This window comes from Prevotella sp. C0209C1 (assembly GCF_056583855.1).
Genome location: NZ_JBWPJP010000014.1, coordinates 1 through 22,004, shown reverse-complemented (window position 1 = coordinate 22,004; position 22,004 = coordinate 1). Strand labels below are relative to the sequence as shown.

General features: G+C 37.9%; 16 protein-coding genes and 1 tRNA gene. 4 read left to right on the top strand and 13 right to left on the bottom strand.

Going from position 1 to position 22,004, the window contains the following annotated elements; all coding sequences use genetic code 11:
• The first annotated feature begins 17 nt into the window (after window positions 1-17).
• Complete coding sequence (locus tag AC1DCD_RS05300; RefSeq protein WP_464640216.1) at window positions 18-3,242, top strand: efflux RND transporter permease subunit; 3,225 nt, start codon at window positions 18-20, stop codon at window positions 3,240-3,242.
• Between the two features lie 68 nt (window positions 3,243-3,310).
• The gene (locus AC1DCD_RS05295) at window positions 3,311-4,690 is read left to right on the top strand and encodes a TolC family protein (protein WP_464640214.1); all 1,380 of its coding nucleotides are present in this window, start codon (window positions 3,311-3,313) and stop codon (window positions 4,688-4,690) included.
• Between the two features lie 163 nt (window positions 4,691-4,853).
• Here AC1DCD_RS05295 and AC1DCD_RS05290 read toward each other — a convergent pair whose 3' ends face one another.
• From AC1DCD_RS05290 to AC1DCD_RS05245, 10 genes are all read right to left on the bottom strand, one after another.
• Window positions 4,854-5,957, bottom strand: a complete 1,104-nt coding sequence (locus AC1DCD_RS05290; protein ID WP_464640212.1) for a DUF4876 domain-containing protein — start codon at window positions 5,955-5,957, stop codon at window positions 4,854-4,856.
• Window positions 5,958-6,102: 145 nt separating this feature from the next.
• Window positions 6,103-7,488: a hypothetical protein gene (locus AC1DCD_RS05285; RefSeq protein WP_464640210.1), complete on the bottom strand. Its 1,386-nt coding sequence runs from the start codon at window positions 7,486-7,488 to the stop codon at window positions 6,103-6,105.
• Between the two features lie 38 nt (window positions 7,489-7,526).
• Window positions 7,527-8,987, bottom strand: a complete 1,461-nt coding sequence (locus AC1DCD_RS05280) for a hypothetical protein (protein ID WP_024992594.1) — start codon at window positions 8,985-8,987, stop codon at window positions 7,527-7,529.
• Between the two features lie 83 nt (window positions 8,988-9,070).
• Complete coding sequence (locus tag AC1DCD_RS05275; RefSeq protein WP_464640208.1) at window positions 9,071-10,594, bottom strand: hypothetical protein; 1,524 nt, start codon at window positions 10,592-10,594, stop codon at window positions 9,071-9,073.
• A gap of 5 nt (window positions 10,595-10,599) precedes the next feature.
• Complete coding sequence (locus AC1DCD_RS05270; protein WP_100067237.1) at window positions 10,600-12,933, bottom strand: TonB-dependent receptor; 2,334 nt, start codon at window positions 12,931-12,933, stop codon at window positions 10,600-10,602.
• Window positions 12,934-13,546: 613 nt separating this feature from the next.
• Window positions 13,547-13,622 (bottom strand) — tRNA-His (locus AC1DCD_RS05265).
• Between the two features lie 90 nt (window positions 13,623-13,712).
• A complete protein-coding gene (secG, locus tag AC1DCD_RS05260; protein ID WP_036854542.1) occupies window positions 13,713-14,081 on the bottom strand; it encodes a preprotein translocase subunit SecG in 369 nt (122 codons plus the stop codon).
• 11 nt (window positions 14,082-14,092) lie between these two features.
• Complete coding sequence (locus tag AC1DCD_RS05255; RefSeq protein WP_464640206.1) at window positions 14,093-14,878, bottom strand: tetratricopeptide repeat protein; 786 nt, start codon at window positions 14,876-14,878, stop codon at window positions 14,093-14,095.
• Window positions 14,879-14,896: 18 nt separating this feature from the next.
• On the bottom strand, window positions 14,897-15,397 hold the full coding sequence (locus AC1DCD_RS05250) for an LptE family protein (RefSeq protein WP_231725366.1): 501 nt from the start codon (window positions 15,395-15,397) through the stop codon (window positions 14,897-14,899).
• A gap of 75 nt (window positions 15,398-15,472) precedes the next feature.
• On the bottom strand, window positions 15,473-16,717 hold the full coding sequence (locus tag AC1DCD_RS05245) for a sigma 54-interacting transcriptional regulator (protein WP_464640204.1): 1,245 nt from the start codon (window positions 16,715-16,717) through the stop codon (window positions 15,473-15,475).
• A gap of 213 nt (window positions 16,718-16,930) precedes the next feature.
• Here AC1DCD_RS05245 and AC1DCD_RS05240 point away from each other — a divergent pair, with 213 nt between their 5' ends.
• Window positions 16,931-17,617: a response regulator transcription factor gene (locus tag AC1DCD_RS05240; RefSeq protein ID WP_308532651.1), complete on the top strand. Its 687-nt coding sequence runs from the start codon at window positions 16,931-16,933 to the stop codon at window positions 17,615-17,617.
• A gap of 96 nt (window positions 17,618-17,713) precedes the next feature.
• Here AC1DCD_RS05240 and AC1DCD_RS05235 read toward each other — a convergent pair whose 3' ends face one another.
• A complete protein-coding gene (locus AC1DCD_RS05235; protein WP_464640201.1) occupies window positions 17,714-19,048 on the bottom strand; it encodes an MATE family efflux transporter in 1,335 nt (444 codons plus the stop codon).
• Between the two features lie 20 nt (window positions 19,049-19,068).
• Window positions 19,069-19,209 (bottom strand): hypothetical protein, encoded by a 141-nt coding sequence (locus AC1DCD_RS05230; protein WP_008450196.1) that lies wholly within the window; start codon window positions 19,207-19,209, stop codon window positions 19,069-19,071.
• A 112-nt stretch (window positions 19,210-19,321) separates the two neighbouring features.
• On the opposite strand from AC1DCD_RS05230, the gene AC1DCD_RS05225 reads away from it, so the two are divergent.
• A complete protein-coding gene (locus AC1DCD_RS05225) occupies window positions 19,322-21,514 on the top strand; it encodes a S9 family peptidase (RefSeq protein WP_464640199.1) in 2,193 nt (730 codons plus the stop codon).
• Between the two features lie 113 nt (window positions 21,515-21,627).
• Here the strand turns inward: AC1DCD_RS05225 and AC1DCD_RS05220 are convergent, their stop codons facing one another.
• On the bottom strand, window positions 21,628-21,918 hold the full coding sequence (locus AC1DCD_RS05220) for a PqqD family protein (protein WP_480349074.1): 291 nt from the start codon (window positions 21,916-21,918) through the stop codon (window positions 21,628-21,630).
• Between the last annotated feature and the right edge of the window lie 86 nt (window positions 21,919-22,004).

The following is a 22,004-nucleotide window of genomic DNA, read 5'->3' as shown; positions in this document are numbered from 1 at the left end:
ACATAGGATAAACAAATATGACTTTTTCTAATTTTATTAAGCGACCGGTATTATCAACAGTAATATCTATCTTTTTTGTTCTATTAGGTATAATCGGATTAATAGCTTTACCCGTTGAGCAGTATCCTGACATAGCTCCTCCTACCATACAAGTATCGACAAGCTATGCAGGTGCTGACGCTCAAACCGTATTAAACTCTGTAATTGTTCCTTTAGAAGAAAGTATAAATGGTGTAGAGAACATGACTTACATGACCTCTCAAGCTACTAACGAAGGTAAAGCTCAAATCACTATCTACTTTAAACAAGGTACAGACCCTGATATGGCTTCCGTTAATGTACAAAACAGAGTAACTCAAGCACAGGCACTATTACCTTCGGAGGTAACACAAGTAGGAGTAACAACCTCTAAACGTCAGAGTAGTAATGTTATAATATTTGCTCTAACAAGCGATGACGGACGTTATGACGAAAAGTTCTTAACCAATTATAGTGATATAAACATCGTTCCTGCCCTAAAACGTGTAAAGGGAGTAGGTAATGTGCAGATTTTTGGTGCATTAACTTATAGTATGCGCATTTGGTTACAACCTGATAAGATGAAGCAATATAACCTAATGCCGCAAGACATAGTTGCTGCTCTTGCAGAGCAAAACATAGAAGCTGCTCCGGGAAAGTTTGGAGAACAGAGCGATATGGCGTATGAATATACTATGCGCTATAAAGGACGTTTAAAAAATCCACAAGAATATAACAACATTATTATTAGTAGTAATACCGACGGAAATACTTTATATCTTCGCGATGTGGCAAAGATAGAATTAGGAGGATTATCTTATGCTGTTAGTATGGAAAGCGATGGTAAGCCTGCTGTTATTGGTGCGGTACAACAAGTATCTGGATCGAATGCAACCGAAGTGGCTAATGGCGTAAAAAAAGAATTTGAAAACCAAGCAAAAAATTTCCCTCCCGGCATGAAGATGAATGTCGTTGTTGATGTTACCGACTTCTTATTTGCCTCTATCGAAGAAGTGTTTTTTACACTATTCTTAACCTTGGCTTTAGTATTTCTTGTAGTATATATCTTCTTACAAGACTTACGTTCCACACTTATCCCATTGATTGCTGTCCCTGTCTCATTAATAGGTACTTTCTTATTCTTATGGATGTTTGGCTTCTCTATTAACCTGCTCACTCTATCTGCTTTATTACTCGCTATTGCAATAGTAGTAGACGATGCTATTGTAGTAGTGGAAGCCGTACACGCTAAGCTGGACATAGGATATAAAAGAAGCTTAACGGCTTCTATTGATGCCATGAACGAACTCTCAAGTGCTATCATCTCTATCACTCTTGTTATGGCTGCCGTCTTCGTACCTGTTTCGTTTTTAAGTGGTACATCAGGTACTTTCTATCGTGAGTTTGGTGTAACTATGGCTATTTCTATAGTTATTTCAGCCATCAATGCCCTAACATTGTCCCCTGCTCTTTGCGCTTTATTATTAAAACCACATAATAAAAAAGAAAATAAAGCAAACTCTACTTTTATTAATCGCTTTAATACATCTTTTAATACCGCATTCGATAAGATAACAAATAAATATAAAAAAGGTGTTGAACGTATTATAAAGAAACCTATTATCACAGCAATAGCAGTTGTTTTTGGCATATTAGTGCTAATAATCACTATGAGCACTACAAGTACGGGGTTAGTACCTAATGAAGATACTGGTAATATTATGATATCCATATCTACTCCTCCTGGTACCTCTAAATCGGTAACGAGGCAAATAGTAAACGACGTTGATAAGATGTTAGCTAATAATCCTGCCATAGAAACACGTCAAAACCTTGTTGGATTCAGCTTAATAGGTGGGCAAGGCTCTAATCAGGCAGCTTTTTTTATAAAACTTAAGTCGTTTGATAAACGTGCTTCTAAAAATATCTTCTTACGCATAGCAGAATGTTTTAAGCAAGGTAGCCTCATTCCGCTGTTCTTAAACCCTATGGAGTCGAACATGGTTTTAGGTATGATATATAAGCAAGTGGCAAGCATAAAAGGTGCTCAAATATTAGCTTTTGGACCTCCTATGATACCAGGCTTCTCTATGGTAAACGGTATTACTATGACCATGCAAGACAAAACAGGTGGCGACATAAATAAATTCTTAAGCGTTACACGCAGTTTCTTAGAAGAATTGCAAAAACGTCCTGAAGTTTCAAAAGCTATGACTACCTATGACACACAATATCCTCAATATATGGTAGATGTAGATGTTACCAAAACTAAACAGGCTGGCATTTCGCCTAAAACTGTTCTTTCTACTTTACAGGGATATTATGGTGGTATGTATGCTTCTAACTTCAATACTTATGGTAAGCTATACAGAGTAATGATACAAGGATCGGCAGAAAGCAGACTAACAAAAGAAAGCTTACAAAACATATACGTGCGTACTCCAAAAGGTATGGCTCCTATAAATAGCTTTATTACTTTACAGCGCATTTATGGACCACAAGTAATGAATCGTTTCAACTTATTTACTTCCATAGATGTTAATATAACTCCACAAGAAGGATATTCTTCTGGAGATGTGCTAAAAGCCATAAAAGAAGTCTCTAAAGACCATCTTCCTGCTGGATATGGGTATGAGTATTCGGGCTTAACACGATCGGAGAGCGAGCAAAGTAACACTACAGTTATTATATTTGCATTATGTATAGTTTTCGTTTATTTAATTTTAAGTGCGCTATATGAGAGCTATCTCTTGCCTTTAGCTGTGGTACTTTCTATTCCTTTTGGCTTAGCAGGAGCCTTTCTCTTTACACTTTTGTTTGGACATAATAACGATATTTATATGCAAATATCTCTTATCATGCTTATTGGCTTATTAGCAAAGAACGCTATCTTAATAGTAGAATTTGCTTTAGACCGTCGCCGCACAGGTATGGATATACGCCATGCTGCCATTCTTGGAGCTAAAGCTCGCCTTAGACCGGTGTTAATGACAGCATTAGCTATGATAGTGGGCTTAATACCACTAATGTTTGCAAGTGGTGTGGGACGTAACGGAAACCAAACTTTAGGAGCAGCGGCTGTAGGTGGTATGCTTATAGGCACACTTTGCCAAGTATTCTTTGTTCCTACATTGTTTACAATATTCCAACACATTCAGGAACGCTTTTCTCCTATACACTTTAATAATGAGAAAAACAAATATAACTTAGAAAAACCGGATTAATATGCTTAGAAAGCTAATTGTAAAAAGCAAGAATATAACAGGTTATAACTTTTCATATAGATTATAAAATGAAGAAATTACACATATTTATAATAGCGTTTGCAGCCTTGTCTTTGACAGGCTGTAAAAGCCTTTATGGCAACTATAAACGTCCTAAAGCAAAGATGATGGGCGTTGTTCGCCACCCAATAGACGACCATGCACAGCTTGATGGTACTAACGATTTTGGCAATTTGCCATGGCGCAGCGTCTTTACTGATACCCTATTACAGAAAATCATAGAACGATCGCTTGACAATAACCCTAACCTTATCAATGCAATTCTCAATATAGATATTGCAGAGCAACAGCTTAGAGCAGCAAAGTTAGCCTTTTTACCTAATGTGATATTAAGTCCTACAGGGACAATATCTTTATTTGGTAGCCAACCAGAGCCTACTAAAGCCTATACCTTCCCCATTGCTGCAAGCTGGAATGTTAGCCTTTTCGGTCAACTCCGTGCACAGAAGAAGTCGGCACAGGCCATGCTCATGCAAACTAAAGATTATAAAGTAGCTGCCCAAACATCGCTTATTTGTAATGTTGCTAACCTGTATTACACACTCTTAATGCTTGATAGCCAGAAAGAGATAGTGGAAAATATGGCTAAACTTGCCAAAGACACATGGGAAATGATGAAGCTACAAATAAAGTTTGGACGTGCTCGCTCTACAAGTGTGCAAAGTGCAGAGGCAGCATATTATAATATTCTAACACAAGGAGTTACTATAAGAAACAATATTCGTAAAGCAGAAAACTCTTTAAGCCTGCTATTAGGTGAACCCGCACATAAAATTAATCGTGGAAACTTCTACTATCAAACTCTTCCTGTAACCTTCTCTGGTGGCATTGGTATAGAGCAGCTAAGCAATCGCGCCGATGTTCATGCTAACGAGATGGCTCTTGCACAATGCTTTTATAACGTGCAAGAAGCTCGGAGCAGATTTTATCCTGCTTTAAACATATCGCCAACAGCAGCGTGGTCGAATGGTAATGGATTAATAAGTCCCGGAAAACTACTTCTTAGCATAGCAGGAAGCCTTACCCAGCCCATCTTTGCACAAGGAAAACTAAAAGCAGGACTTCGTGTTACTCAAGATCAATATAAGCAGGCTTATAACAAATGGCAAAACAGTATTCTCACAGCTGGAGCAGAGGTTAGCAATGCCCTTGTAGGATATAGCTCTGCTAACGAAAAGACCAAACTTATTCAACGACAAATAGATGTGTTAAAAAAGAATGTAGAGCAAACACAGCTACTTTATAAGCAAAGCTCAAGCTCGTATATAGAAGTTATTACCGCACAACAGGGGCTATTAAACGCTCAAATAGAACAGGTGCAAGAACAGTTTGCCAAGCTACAAGCTATAGTAAATCTATATTATGCCTTAGGAGGCGGTGCAAAATAAAACAATAAAAAACACGCCTTTTACTAAGGCTACACCTCTTTTTATATTATAAGTCCACTCATTCTCTATAGGGTAATATATCCCTTTTTAGAATGAGTGGACTTATTTTTTTTTATAGCAATACCTATAAAACAAAAGCTATAGGGTTTTTATAAATATGCCTTTACTTATTAGGCACTACAACAGGCTTCACCTCAAAGTCGACTGAAGAGTCGTCAATATCAGAGAATTTCTTACCATCAAAACGTCTTGTTAGCATCTTTCCTGCACCTACCTCTAAATCATCGTCAGCTTTAGTGTAAACACCATTCCATGCTTTATCTAATTTTCGTGAAATAGGTGCATATGAAATCTTAGTTGTTGTTGCCCCCTTATACCTCACATTTACTGCATCTACTACCCATTCATTAGGTAAAAACATTAATATTTGATGCTTAGAATGACCATCGCTTGTCCAATTTACATAACGTCCATATTTACTTCCTGAATTTTCAACTTCTTTAAGTAGCTTTTCATTAGTAGTAGCATTAGTCATATCTGCTTTTATCTTTTTTATAGGCTCTGCCAAGCGTATAAGTGCTATTGTAAAGTTTCGCTCAAAACTAAAATCACTTGCATCTTCTTCGTTCCAAATTCCTACTTTTGTTTTATCATCTTTCATATTAAGTTGCTGATCCTTATTGTCATCTACACAGTAAAGGAAAGTCATATGTGGCACTTCATCATTACCATTCTGTCCCCACTCAAAATTAGCCTTTGAAAGATCTATAAACTTATCCCAGCCTTTATATTGCTTAGGATCTGCCTCAGAATCTTCCAAATATTTCTTTTGATGCTCTGCATGGTTAACAGCGTTCATGGCAATAACAATAGTTTCTCCCTTCTTTACAACATAAGGCTTATTGTCTTTATTCAATGGGAAACCTATCATATTTGATACTCCAAAACCTTTTTGAGTATAATCGTCTTTAGGGTTTGTAAACGCAACAGGTTCTGCCGCATCATACAAACATAATGCCAATACTGTATTCTCAAGACTTATATCATGGTCGGTAGGATTATAAATAGAAATAAACTTATCGTCAGTTTCTTCTGACTTATCACCATTAGGTGTAATCATATAGTTACCAGCGTAATAAATATCTTTTATTATCAAGTCTGGAGATTTTGCCTCTGCATTGTTTTTGTCTTCAATTATGTCACCATTACGGGTACAGTTAGCAAACAGCGCTATTATAGCCAAAGCGCATAAAATAGTTTTCTTCATTGTTTTATTTGTTAGTTATATTAATATATATGTATACAAAATAGGTGTAAGTCCAAAGGTATGTGGGAAAAGGTTCTACGCATATCTACGAACTTACACCTTTGTTAATAAAAAAAATAATCTATCTTTTTTTTTATTCTAATGCTTACTTTTTCTTTGTGCGAGCTTGTATAGAATTTACTTTCCAATAAGCTTCTGCATTAAACGTTGGTTTTCCTTTCTCATCGCGCTTACAAAGAGAAGGAATGCCCTTAGCGAAGTTAAGGCTTGAGTTCATCTGTGCCACAAAGCCCTTGCCATCTGTTCTACGTATCAAAGCTCCTTGCATATCGAGAGGGTTGAAAGATGTGTTAGCAAAATCGGCACTACCATAAATTCTTTTACATACGCTTGCAGTACCAGCATCATACCACCATACCTTTTCTTTCTTCTCATTGCCATTCTCCATTATTGGACGCCCCTTAGCATCATACATAGTAACCTCACTTGGAGCAGTAAGAAGGTCAAACTTCTTATTTGAAGAAGGGCATATAGTTAAGAAGTCTACCACCCAGTTGTAGTCAAGCTCTATTGTTGCAGGAAGACTGGTGCCACCTTTAACATATATCTCTTGATAGTAAGCTGTAGGATATTTGCTCTTATCTTCTAACGCCTTTTTCTTAGCAGGATCAGATTCATCATTTATAGCATCTCTCTCTGTAGCATAATGGTCGTATAACGTATACCAGTTATGACGAGAACGTGGAGACTCATCAGGGAAAAAGCCCTCTGCATCTTTTACATGAGGCTTTGTAGCGTCGCCGTCAGGCAGCTTAACTAAAGCTATACGCATGCTCTGGTCTACACCACTAAAAGGTAAATCGTCCCATAAAACCAAATCCTTCATGTTAGGAATATCCTTATTATCATATTTATCATCAGGGTTAGGTTCACGTTGGTTACATAGCTCAAAGGTTTTATCCTTAGGCAGCTTGCTATAATCTGGTAAAGCCTCCCAACCCATATAGTCCGATGACTTAGATGCGTATTCGCTTCCTGTTTCTATTTCGTTCTCTTCAAAGAACTTCTTTTTATGATCGCAAGCGTATTTTACTATTATTACGCTGTCGCCAGGCTGAATAATATGTGGCTTTTTTGTTACAGGGTCGTTAGGGAAATAAGACATTCCGCTAATGCCATAATAACGATTAACAAAAGTACCATTACCTTCTGCTTGCAAAGAATATTGCATGCTTGGGTCTGCAGCATGCACAGCTATAGCCATATTAGCAAGCGATATAGGCTTATCGGTAGGATTAGCTATCACTAAATAGTTAGCATCGGTATATCTCGCATATTGGCTATCCATTTTATACATTGATAAATCTTTCCAAGTAAGATACCCTGTATAAAACACCTCTTTAAAGATAAGGTGGTTTACTTTAGAATTAGCATCAGTTTTATTGGGCATATCCCCATTTCTCTGACACCCAACGAAAAGCGTTGACAACGACATGCACGCCAACGCTAACATGCAATTGATTTTTTTCATATCTTTGATCTTTTATAGTTAATTATATCTGCTCTCGTTTATAAGAACCAGTTACCGAAGGCTCCAAAGCCATGTGTCTTAACATTTTGGCTTGCCCCGTATGCCTCTTCGCCTGTTAAACCTATCTCCTTGCCAAGATAATAATAATAAGGCTCTGTAGGAGAAACGTTAGTAGGGTCGGAATCGAACCTGTTACAATACACCTTTATAGGAATATTAAAGCGTGTAAGCTCTTTCCATTCTGGCTTTTCGAGTGATGTTACCTTAGAGTCCCAGTAAGGATCATAGAAAGGCGCGCATGCTTTTACGCTCTTCATCCAGTCCCAATAACCAGCATAGTCTAACTCTTTATTAGCAATGGTAGCCTTAGGAATGTAAGCCTTTTTACCTTTCTTTATCTTCATAACCCTTACAGAAAGATAAAAATAAGGTAAGATGTATGAAGGACGAGAATACTTTTCGTGATCGCTTGTAAAACCTTTTACCTTAAAAGGCCATGTGTCGTTTGTATAACTTGCCCCTACTCTCTCATCTATATATGGTCTAAAGTTAGAAGAAGGCTCATTAGCCTCATAGTAAAAGTTGATATGCCCTTTTAAGCCTACACAGTCTTTATCGTATGTAGCACACGAATTAGCATCGGAAGCGTCGAGAGGAGGTAACAAACGAATGTTATAAAACTCGCGCATACCATCTGCCATAGCATTCTGGTGCCATGTGTCGCGATAAAAATACTCAAACAAGTTTTTAGTAGCGTTCTGCCTACGCTCGAATTTAGTATCACCTAAGTTCGTATCGTCATCTACTTTCTTAAAATAAGGCGACTCAAGAGGCGTTGGATCTACTTTGCCATTTTCTCCGTTTTTATCTAACTGCCATGTACCTCTACAGTCCATTACCTTATAATCTTTGCCCTTATCGTCTACATCGCTGATAGTAAAGAATATCTGATACTCATCAGAATGCTTATATATCTCGTCGTTAAGCAGCTTACCATCTTTATCTAAGAAATATAAGCATATACCCCAAAGGTTTTTATCTCCACCTATAAGGCGAATGTAAGGTTGCTTGGGGGTAGGCTTGCCCAACTTCTTCTCAAAGACCGTCTGTATGCTCTTTTCCCATTCTACCTTTACTGTAGGAAAATCTGTATTGTTGTTTTCGACAACTACAAACTCCTCTTGACGCCAAGGAGCTGCTGGGTAAACATAGTTGCCATGAAACTTCTCATCACCATGTGAATGGCCTTCCTTAAACATTACTACACAGCGTGCCCAGTTGTGAAAGGCTCCGTCCTTATCAGGATCTTTCATATCTTCGGTAAATGGAGCTTTCCTTTGCAAGCTATCTACCATGGCGTCAGCACCACTATGTGGCACTTCTTTTTGTTCCAACGGGTTCTCGGTATAGTTGATATGCATATTTCCAAAAACGAAATCATCGCATGAAGTGCAGCATAATATCAACAAGAGAACGAGCGAAAAACTATATTTCTTCATTTTGTTTTTTTTATATATGTATATATAAGTCTTCTTTAAAATTGTCTATATCTTATAGGCTTCTCATAGATAAGCACTATTTTTTACATGACAAATATATTCTTTCTATTTCTCGAGATTAAATAATCTTTAGAGAAGAAATATTTCTTTATAAGGTCAGTGCCCATCTTAGGGTAATACTTAGAGAAATCTTGCACAAACTTGTCTTCTTGCACAAACTTGTCTTCACAGTCTTTCATGCCGGCTATAACACGGAATGTTAAAGGAATATCGATGTCGTGATTGCTCCATTCTGATTTTATCTGATTAAATCTGTAAAGACCTGTTTCTGCTCCTTGGTGAATACTGCCAGTTATACCTGGAGCTTTCACGTTATCTTCAGGATCTTCGTTACCATATTTAGGCCAAATAGTAATCTTACTATTATTACCCTCTGCTGCCTGCTGCGAAACTATATTACACAGGCTAACCTGTAAAGCAAACTCTGTATTAGCCTGCTTAAACTGCATAACGCCTTTAAAGCCCATACGGTCTAAGAAGTTAGAATTGCCTGTACCTATCTTACGCATCTGATGTAAAAGCTCCACAAAGTCGCCCTGACGCTGTCTAAGATGGTTTGTACCATCTGTTACAACACCACCATCGCCACTACCCTCTTGGTATTCATAGCCTAACTGATGCTCAAATGGGTCGGTATCACGATACTCGTATGTAAAGAGTTTGCTTGCATACTCTGCTGCATGAGGCACACTAATAGCCTGATAAAACCTATGACCATTCCACTCTGCTGTGTTATCTTTCAAAGAAGGGAAGTCGTTAACAGCCTTTGCTATTAAGGTGGTATCGTATGGAACTGACTTTGAAGCATCTCCATCTAAAGGACCTGGCACGGCGTTAGTAGTGGTAATATCACATTGCTTTAGCTTATCGCCATCTTTTTCAAAGGTAAAGCCTGTATAGAAAACAGGATCTTTGCCCAAGGTATGTGGATAAAAGCCTTGCTTGCTGTCGCTCTTTATTGTTTTACCATCTATGCTGTAACGATGTCTTAACACCTCGTTACCAATGGTAAAGAAATGCTGATGCTGCACCAAGGTAGAGTTTTCATAATCTGGAGTACCATTTTTATTATAATAAAACTGGATAAACTCACCGTTTATAATCTGGTGATTAGCCCCATAATAGGTAAGCTCAAGACCATAATATACATTGTTTAAAGCTACAACATCGAAGTGGTCGCGCTCGCTGGTTATCTGCATCTGGCCATCATCGCCCTTGCTAATCTCTATCTGTTGCATTAAAGGATAGTTGCCTACGGCATCGGTATTAACACTTATCATGTTATACGAATCCTGATTGTAAGTGTTATCAATACTGTTGTCGGCACCAAAGTTGCCCACCTTTATGTTACCGCCCTTAAAACCCATTCTAAGAACAGCACTTACAGAATATATCTGTGAGTGGCCTTTACCATTATACTCGATAGAAGCAGGTGGCGCCTTTACTACACCCCTTAAGAAGTCGTCTACTTTATCTGTAGAGCAAGATGTTAACAAGCTGCCACATGCTAAAATAATAGAGTATATAAATATTTTATATCGTAACATTGTCTTTAAAATTTAATTAGTGTACGCAAAGAATAGTTCATACCACGCTCGTGTGCATAATATCTAAAGCGGTCGGTATATTCTTTATATAATGTATTAAGGATATTGTCTCCTATCAACATAAACTTAACCTCTCTCTTGCCAGGCAGCTTAAATGTAACATCAGCCGATGCTCCAAGCAAGAAATAAGGGTCTGGTGATACGGGTACCAAATCTTTATTAGGATCGAAACGGTTTTGCTTTGTAACATAATTGCCTGATAAAGAGAAAGAAGCAACTGTCTTTTTCTGTTTACCAAAAGCTATGTCATAGCTTGTAGACAAGCCGTATTTATCCGAAGGCATGAATGGTAACCAGTCGTCGCGGGTAACGTTACGAGCAAAAATCCATTCACCTTTAGCCACTACGCTCAAACCTTTAACAGGCTTTACAGTAGCCTCTACATCGCCACCAAACAACCTAACATCGTCTTGGTCGTACATAAACTTAGCATACTTTCCGCTCGGACTGTTATGAAAACGATCCACACCATAACCTATATGGTCGTATATGTAGCTATTAATGCGCTGATAAAACATACTTGGCTCTACAGATATCCATGTGTTACGATATCTTGCGCCCAAAATAGACTTCCAGCCACGCTCACTCTTTAGGTTTCTGTTTCCCACTACCCAGTAAGAACCTTCCTGAAGACCAATGGCATAAAGCTCATTAATATCTGGTGGACGCCATGACCAACCTATGTTAGCACGCATATCCCAATTGTCATTAAACTGGTAATGAGCTGCGAAACTTGAGGTAAAATTACTATATACCTTAAAGTCGTCATAATAGTTGTAAGCGTTTAGCGTAGTGTAACCACTTACACTCATAACACGGAAATCGTAACGCAAGCCCAGCTCACATTGCAGCTTTTCTAAGAATGTAGCCTTTTGCAGCAAGAATGCACCCATGGTAAGGGCAGCAAAGTTTGGCACAAAGGCAGGATTTCTTGTACCAGGGAAATTATAATTAGACTGATATGTGTTAGCTAACCCCGCAAAAGTAGACATCTTGAAAGGCTTCCACGTCTTTTTATAAGAAAGGTCGCCCTTATAAGTCTTTAAGATAAGGTCTTGCATAGGTATAACGCTCCACTCTTTCTTCATACGATTTTCATATTCCTGACGCAAATTCTCTTGGAAAGACACCGTAAGATCTAACGTCTGAGTTGGGTCTATACGATATTTTACCTCACCTTTTAACGTAAAGTGTTGCGACTGCTGGAAAGGTATACCTATATGATAAGAGAAAGGCTGCAATGACGACTCTAACGGACGCCCTATGCGGAAACGCTCCTGAAGCTGTGTAAGGTCTGATATCTGGCTACCAAAATATATTCCTTCGCGCTGATAAAACAAGCTCGCAAGCACTGTTGCTGTAATATGCTTATTCTCAAAGCCTCCTAAGGCAGACATGCTTATATTATTATAGCCAGTGTTATTCATTATATATTCCGGAGTATGATAATCGCCACCTTTGGTATAATTGCCATGGAAACGCACACCAAAATTTTTCCAGCCTGCTTCAATACTTCCTGAACCGCTCACACCGCGTGCGTTAGTATCGTAACCTATATTAGCTACTCCCTTTACTATAGGCTTCTTATGCCCATAAGGTAAAGGAGCGTCGTTAAGCAAAACAACACCACCCATAGCACCAAAACCATAACGTATACACTCTGCACCCTTTACTACCTCTACCATACTGGCACCAGTATAGTCTATCTCAGGTGCATGGTCGTTACCCCAGCTTTGGCTTTCGAGCTTCACACCATTATTCATAAGCAAAATACGGCTACTGTGCATACCTTGTATAACAGGCTTTGCAACGGTGCTACCTGCACTAATAGAGCTAACACCAGGTATAGTTTCCAGCATCTTAGCAAGCGAAGTGGCACCTCCCTTTTCCAAAACGCTCTGATCTATGGCAGCAGCTTGCTGCAAAGTGTTAGTGTGCCTGCGCTGAGTAGTAACGGTAACACCTTTCAACGTCTGTGCATCTTCCTTTAACCTTACAGTAACCTTAGCACCGTCTTGCATGTTTACAAAAATAACACTGTTTTTGTAGCCAATGTAAGACACAGTAACTTTTGATTTACCCGTACTTTGCTTAAACACTAAAGTACTACGTCCAGCTTGGTCAGTTACACAAGGATTATCTAAATCGCTACTACGTATCACCGCTCCGGGAATAGGATCGCCGGATTGTGAGTCCACAACAGTAATAACGACACTCGCCTTATCTGACGCAGCCATTACGGACTTTTCTTGATTAACCACAATTCCGGCATAGGTCATATTGCTAAAAAACAATAAGGATACTAACAACAATGTTTCCTTCACAATCTTTCGCAAACTTAACCCGCACACCTGTGGATGTCGAAAATTTCTTAACATTTTTATTTAGTTGATAATATAATTTGATGCAAAGGTATAGTTCTTTTTTCTATCTATTTAAAAAGAGCTATCACCAAAAGTAGGTATTTTTACAAAACGCCTATCCTAATAAATGAGGATTAAAAAAGGTTTATATTTTCCTTTACAACTATAAAAGTGATAAACCCCATGTTTTACCACAATTTAAGGCATATATAGAAGAAGAACAGAGGAGGTATAGATAACAAAAATAGGTTATTTTTGTAGCATTTTTAATTTATTTTTAGTTTAAAAATAGGTTATTTTTAATCACCGCTAATAACCCTTTTTTTATAATAAAAATATCTTTTACCTGTTTATACATTATATTTCTTCTTTTAAGAAAATATCACAGGTGCTGTTTTTTCGATTTAATCCATAAAAAAAACTAAAACCGCTGCTCTATTTTTTATATACACTAAGCTAAGAAAGGACGCTTGGTAGCAAACAAAAAAAAGTGAATACCTAAATATTAGGTATCCACTTGCTTTTCACAGGGTGGAAGGTGGGACTCGAACCCACGACATTCAGAACCACAATCTGACGCTCTAACCAACTGAACTACGTCCACCGTATTGAGTACTTATCTAAAGCGAGTGCAAAGATACAAACTTTATTTGAATACTCAAAATAAATATGAAAAAAAAAACGTCTTATCCTTTTTATTTCTTTGCAGGAGCTATTGGAGCAGCTTGCTTCGTAGGAGTAGCCTGCTTCTGCTGACTTGCACCAAAATTAGGCAAGTTGTTAGGGTTAGTAGGCTGATCGCTTGTAGCAGCTTTCTCTATAACGCTTTCATCAGTGCTTGCCGTAGGAGCAACGTAGGCACTTGCTATACTAATTATTACCATTAAGGCAGCAAAAGTCCAAGTGGCTTTCTCTACAAAATCGGTAGTCTTACGGACGCCCATAATAGCATTAGAAGAAGAGAAATTAGACGACAAACCGCCACCTTTCGACTCTTGTATCAATACAATACAAATCATTAAAAGAGCGATAACTACAATTAAAACAATGAATAAAGTGTACATCTGCTACTGTATTATTTTTTATTATTATTAATGATAAGTTTCTCTAAGAAACGTATTTGGTCTGCAAAGTAACGATTTTTTTTTGGATAATCCAAATTTAACCGTGTAATAATTTCCAGTGCTTTAGAATATCTACCTTGTTTGATATAGATGCGTGCCAAAGTTTCGGTGAAGTAACCAGCATCTTCTGCATCATTGCTTTCGTCCTCTTGCGGCACATTTTCCTCTTCCTTATCTAAAGCGTCGTCCTCTTCTCTATGCAAGGTTATCTTACCACCGTCGTTATTAATAAAATTGTCTATCAGCTCTTGTCCCTTAAGCTGCTGCTCTTCAGAAGAAGGTGTGCTGCTTTCTGCCTTTAGCAAATATGCCACATAGTCTACCGTAGCATCAGCCACAGTGGGCTTTTCGCTTGAAGAGGAGCCGCCTGAAGCATTGTCATAATCTTCAGGTATCTGGCCTAAGAAGCTATCAATGAGCGACGTTGTGCGGTCTTCAGGGGCTGCATCGTCTTTCTTAAGGGCTGCGTCTTGACTTTTATGAGCATCATTCTTTTTTTGTATCAACTGATAATGAACGCCTTCTACAATATCAAACAACACCCTTCTATCGGTAATATACACAGCAGCACGACGCAACTCTTCATCGAAAGTAGGCTCATGGAGAAGAAACAAGTTCTTTAAAAGCAACACTCTCGCAGGCTGATAATAAGGATATAAGGCTATTAGGTTACGTAGCTCATAAAGCGTAGCCTTATCAAGAAGCTCTGGATGAGATATTAAAGATGTAATGTTCATTATAAATAACTTTTCCTATTACCAGTTAGCTAATGTAGCATTAAAAATCTGATCGGTAATATTTTTTATCATTTCCTCTACCAACTGCTGCTGAACGGCCTGAAGGCTCTTTGTAGACTCATACGTAGATGTGGCTGTAAACTGACGCTCAAAGTCCTCTTTATGGTTAGTAGTGTTAGTAAACCTCACATTCACCGTAATGGAAAGCTCTGTTTGAGAGGAACGTCCCTCACTTGAGATGCTCTTATTACGCTGCTGATAGCTAACTATCTCGCCCTCTACTCTCAAGTCGCCACCACGTTTTACTTGCTGTAGCTTAGTATGATTAGCATAAATATCTTTCAAAGCATTATTAAACATCGGACCCATCGGACCCCACACATAAGCAGAACGGATAGGAAAATCGGCTATCTGTATAGTATGCACCTTAGCATAATCTACACTTGCACCATTAAACTTATAACTTATCTTACACGCCGCAAGCAATGTTGTTACCATAACACACCATAGAAAAGCCATTAACAGCTCTTTCCCCGTTACCTTATATATATACTTGAATATTCTCATCATAGCTTCTTGGTTTCCCCTAATTTATTATTTTGCTAATTTCTCTAAGCCATATTGCTTAATACGGCGGTATAAGGTCCTATCGCTAATGCCTAACTCCTGCGCGGCTTTCTTACGATTACCATTATTACGAATAAGAGCTTTCTCTACCATTTGCCTGCCTATATCGCTTAGGTTAAGAGATGAAGGCTCTGATATTTCCTCAGCATCTGCCTCTTCTACTGTTTCTTCGTTAGCTGTTTCACTGGCAAGGGGAGCCTTACTTGCCACTACTGGGACATTGGGCGTGTGTGTAGAGGTAAAAGAAGAAGGTGTAGCGTGGACAGCACCTTCCTCTAACTGCTTACGCATAGAGTTAAGATCGCGCCTCAAATCGCTTACATTACCTCGTAGCTCATAGAGTATCTTATACAACATCTCACGCTCATTCTCGTATGAGTGAGAGCTACCAGAGCCTATAGTAGCTAACTGAGTGCTCTCTTGGTCGCGCGGAATAAACTGTAATAACTTCTCAGCGGTAATATCTGCATCTTCGCTCAATATGGAAATCTGCTCTGTTATGTTCTTTAGCTGACGCACATTGCCCGGCCACTTATATTGTAACATTATCTGCTTAGCCTCATCGGAAAGCACAACCTTTGGTAAATGGTATTTCTCTGACATCTGCATAGCAAAAAGGCGAAACAGTAACAAAATATCATTTCCACGGTCGCGTAGTGGTGGTATCTGTATAGGAATGGTGTTTAAACGATAAAACAAGTCTTCTCTAAACTTACCCTCGCTAACAGCTTTACGCACATTTACATTAGTAGCAGCAACAATACGGACATCGGTCTTACGTATGTCTGTGCCTCCTACACGTATATACTCGCCAGTTTCTAATACGCGTAACAAACGAGCCTGAGTAGCCATAGGCAGCTCTCCCACCTCATCGAGAAAGATAGTGCCTTTATTAGCTATGCCAAAATAGCCCTCACTATCGCCTATAGCTCCTGTAAAAGAGCCTTTCTCATGACCAAAAAGCTCGCTGTCTATAGTGCCTTCGGGAATGGAACCACAGTTGATAGCTAAATATTTCTCACGCTTGCGAGGAGAGTTGTCATGAATAACACGAGGAATAATCTCCTTACCTACACCACTTTCGCCAAAGATGAGCACAGACAAATCGGTAGGTGCTACCTGCAAGGCTACATCTAAGGCACGATTAAGCTCTTTATTGTTACCTACAATATTATATCGCTGCTTTATTTTCTGAAGTTCAGTTGTATTCATTGTAATGACAAAATTACATCTTTATTTTTAATATTCTGCAATTTTGGCAGACTTTTCACTCTACAAAGTTATCCTTTTTACGTATTTCAGGAAAAACTTTTCTAACATTTTTATATTATATAAAACAGTTTTGGAAAGGTATTTTTTATGATGTTTTCTGTTATCTGATTATTTTTAATAAATTTGTAATACAAAAAACAAAGTATAACCCTCATGGAAAAAAGTAAGATATTAGTGGTAGACGATGAGCAAGACTTATGTGAGATAATACAATTCAATCTTGAAACGGAAGGATACGATGTAGAAACAGCCCATTCAGCAGAAGAGGTATTAGCTCGCAACGACCTCTCTTCGTTCCAATTATTTATATTAGATGTGATGATGGGGCAGATGTCTGGATTTAAGCTATCACAAAAGCTTAAAGAAAACCCTACTACCTCTAACGCCTCAATAATCTTTGTAACAGCTCGCGACACTGAAAACGACACTATAACGGGGCTTACACTTGGAGCAGACGACTATATATCAAAACCTTTCTCTGTGCGCGAATTGATATTAAGGGTAAAGGCTGTTTTGCGACGAAACAACAATATTAATACAGATAGTGCTAATCTGATAACATACAAATCGCTATCGCTAAACCTTACCACAAAGCTTCTGCTTATAGACGGCAAGAACATTAACCTTACAAAGACAGAATTCGACTTGCTTAGCTACCTTTTAAAACACCCCGGAAGAGTGTTCTCGCGCAAAGAGCTGCTTAAAACAATACGTAGCAATGATGTTATGGTAGTGGATAGGGTAATAGATGTAAACATTACTCGCATCAGAAAGAAGTTAGGCTCTATGGCAAAAAACTTAGTTACACGGCAAGGATTTGGCTATTGCTTCGAGAAATAAGCATACCAACATAAGCCTCTACCCTGCATACAATAATAAAACAAACATCTTTACACCACTATCCCTACTAACACCCATAACACAGCAGCCTTTTAGCTATGAGCAAATAGCAGTATTATGCCTTATCCACCAAAGCTCTACAACGCCCCGAGTAAGCAGAAAAGATAAAAAGCCCAGCCATAAAGCATCGTTATAAAGCTTACCACGAAGCATGAAATAAACTAAGAAAAACATAGCCGCTGCTATAAAACACGACCAAAGCATACCCTTAGTTTCGGTTAATCCCACAAAGATACCGTCCATAATAAAAGCTGTTACACCGGCAATAGGTATAAAACAAGCCCAATATAAATAAGGTAAAGCAGAACATACTACCTTATCATCGCTTGTAAGCAAATGAAGAAAACGCAAACCTCCAAAAGCATAAAGAGCCGTAAAAAGCAAGGCAACAACACCTCCAAAGATAAAAAGCTGCTTTATTAACAAACGTAAAGTAGACACATCTTTTGCTCCATAATACTTACCCGAAAGAGCTTCGGCGGCATAAGCAAAGCCGTCCATGAAATAAGAAAAGATAGTAAAAAGCGTCATTAAGAGAGTGTTTACAGCTAAAATCATAGTGCCTTGCAAGCCGCCTGCCTTAGTAAAAAACATATTAACTATAACAAGACATAACGTTCGTAAAAAGATATTCCTATTTACTGCAAAGAAATCAAGCCAAGCCGCCTTGCCCTTAATAGTCTTAATATACACTTTCTTATAATAAGAAACACTAAAAGCCTTAAGATGTAAGCCCCTAACCTTACGATATGCCATATAAAGAGATAAAAGAAAGCCAAACCATTGGGCAAGCAACGTGCCAGTAGCAACACCCTCCATGTGCCAATTTAGCAAGTAAACACAAAAGAGCGAACTAATGATATTAACTACATTTTGTAATATAGCTATAAGCATTGGTGTGCGAGTATCTTGCATTCCTATAAACCAACCCATAAGACCATATAGCCCTAACATGGCAGGCGCACCAAAAATGACTATACCAAAATAAGTGCTTGCTAAAGAAACCGACTCTAATGGGACATCTAAAACAAAGAAAAGACCCTTACATAACGGCACTTGCATTAACACAAACATACACCCCATACCTAAACCTATAGTCAAAGAGCGAAGCAACAAAGCAAGACACTCAAGCCTATCGCTCCTGCCATAAGCCTGCGAGGTTAAGCCACTTGTTCCCATTCTAAGAAAACCCAACAGCCAATACATAATATTAAAAGCCATCGTTCCTACTGCTATCGCACTAATATACGTCTGATCTCCTATATGACCCACTATAGCAAGATCTATAAGACCTAACAACGGAATAGTAATATTACTTGTTATAGAAGGTATAGCTAAACGGAGTATCTCCTTACTACGACTATTAAACATAAGAAAAAACTTACTTTATTTTATTTGCGGATATAATCTTTAGCCACTAAATCATAATACAACGCCTCTAATTCGGCTAAAGAAAGACGCTCTATAGAATGTTCTAAAACACGTATCAACTCCATCTTTCGGCTATCAGCTTCTATCTTATCAAAATTCATATCCAAACTATTATTTATTTTTTTAATGAACAAAATTAGCTGTTTCGATGCTAAATACAAAAGTTTATAGAGATAAATTCGTAATTTTGCGATAGATAAAATAAAATAAAATATGAAACGTTTTCTACTTATGTGTGCAACAGTATTAACCACACTCCACTCCTTTGCAGGAGAACCCATTGAGCTAAAGGATTGTACTAACGGCTCTTTTGCTCCGAAATACATCCAAGGTATTAACCCCCTGAAAGGCTCTTCTGAATATGCCCAAATATCAGAAGACCATAAAAAAATAATAAAATACTCCTTTAAAACAGGAAAACAAACGGGTGTTATCTTTGATATAAATAACACAAAAGGGGAAAATATAAAAGAATTTGATAACTATAAAATATCAGAAGATGGCTTAAAACTGCTCATTCAAACCAACACGGAGCCTATATACAGACGGTCATTTACTGCCGAATTCTATCTATATAACGTTAATACAAAAAGCCTTAGTAAGCTATCTACAAACGGTGCACAGCAAATACCTACTTTCTCGCCAAATAGCAAATATATAGCCTTTGTGAGAAAAAACAACATCTTTATTACCGATGGAGAGAAAGAAAAACAAATAACATCTGATGGAGAGTTTAACAAGATTATCAACGGCTTACCTGACTGGGTCAATGAGGAAGAGTTTGGATTTAATAACGCCTTAGCGTGGAGCGCAGACAGCAAAACACTTAGCTGGATAAAATACGATGAAAGCAAAGTAAAGACATACTCTTTACAGCTTTTTCAAGGAGCATACCCTGCTTTAAGCAAATGTAGAACATACCCCAGCCTATACACATATAAATATCCAAAAGCGGGCGAAGATAACTCTATAGTTACTGCATGGACTTATTCCTTAACAAATGGTAAAACCATGCAGTATAATCTCCCACTAACTATAGATAGCTATATACCTCGCATAAAAACAACAAGCGATGCCTCACGTATCATAATATACACCATGAACCGTCATCAAGACGAGCTTAATCTTTATGCAGCCAACCCTACTACGGGGAAATGTGCTCTAATAATAAAAGAGAGTGTACCTAAATATGTAAAAGAAGAGGCTATGGCAGGGGTCTGTATTATGAAAAACTATATATTAATACCATCTGATAGAGATGGTTATATGCACCTATATCTATACAGTAAAGATGGTAAACTCATTCGCCAAATAGAAAAAGGCAACTATGATGTTACCGCTATATATGGCTACGATGAAGCTACAGGCAACACATACTATCAAGCAGCAAAAAAAAGTCCGATGACACGCGATGTGTTTGTTGCAGATAAGCAGGGCAAAGTTACTTGCCTATCACCTAAAACGGGCTGGAATATCGCTCATTTCTCTGGTGATTATAAATATTTTCTTAACACATGGAGCGATCGCAACAATCCCTACGTCTACACCATTTACGACAAAAAGGGGGAAATGGTACGCGAAGTCCTTAACAATGAAGAACTAAAAAACAAACTAAAAACATTTGGAAACTCCCCAAAAGAGCTATTCTCACTAACTACAAGCGAAGGTATAAAACTCAATGGGTGGATGATAAAACCTGCTAACTTTGATGAAACAAAAAAGTATCCCGTAATAATGTTTCAGTATAGTGGACCTGGAAGTCAGCAAGTTACTGACAACTGGAGCATCGGATCTATGGGAAACGGTGGACTATTCGATTATTATTTATCGCAAAAAGGCTTTATAGTAGTGTGTGTAGATGGTAGAGGTACCGGTGCAAGAGGAGCAGATTTTGAGAAATGTACTTATCTGAAGTTAGGCGAGTTAGAGTCAAAAGATCAGGTAGAAGCAGCTAAATGGTTAGGCAAACTATCGTATATTGACGCTAATCGCATAGGCATTTGGGGCTGGAGCTTTGGAGGATTTAACACGCTAATGAGTATTAGCCAAAGTGCTAACCGCGTTTTTAAAGCAGCAGTAGCTATAGCTCCTCCTACTGATTGGAGATTTTACGACTCTGTTTACACCGAAAGATACATGCGCACCCCTCAAGAAAACGAAGCAGGATACGATGTAAATCCTATAAAACGTGTACACAACATGAACACAAAACTTCTGTTATGCCATGGCCTTGCTGATGATAATGTACACCCACAAAACGTTTTTGAATATTCAGAAGCGTTAGTACAAGCAGATAAAGACTTTAAGGAAAACATTTTTACTAACCGTAACCATGGCATTCATGGAGGTAACACACGCCACTTCTTGCTAAGACAAATAGCAGAATGGTTTGTTAATAACCTGTAAAAACATATATAAAATAAATCTTTATAATTACTCCTTACAATGTAATGTTTATACACTACAACAAGTAATTATAAAGATCTATTATATAATGTAGTAAAGATTATTTTCTAACATTATAGCTTAAACAATCTTCTAAAAAAGCCTTTTTTAGGAGATTGTTTTTCTTTTTCCTTAGAAAGATTATCTTTCTTATCCTCAGTCTTTCTCTTAATAGTTACTACAGGAATGTCATCTCCTTCTATAATACCCATTTCACCCCAATGATATACTAATTCTTTTACATCTGCTTTTGCTGTATCTTCGTCAATATCGTAAATGCTGCAAAGATGCTTTACAAGATCTTCTATGGTAAAAGCCCCCAAGCGTTGTGCTTCTTTCCATAATATTACAGAACTTTTATTCATAGAAATAATAGGCGTATAGCTCATTTTGCAGGATGATTTTGAGAAGTATGTATCCTATAGCTCAAATTGCAGGATGATTTTTTCCG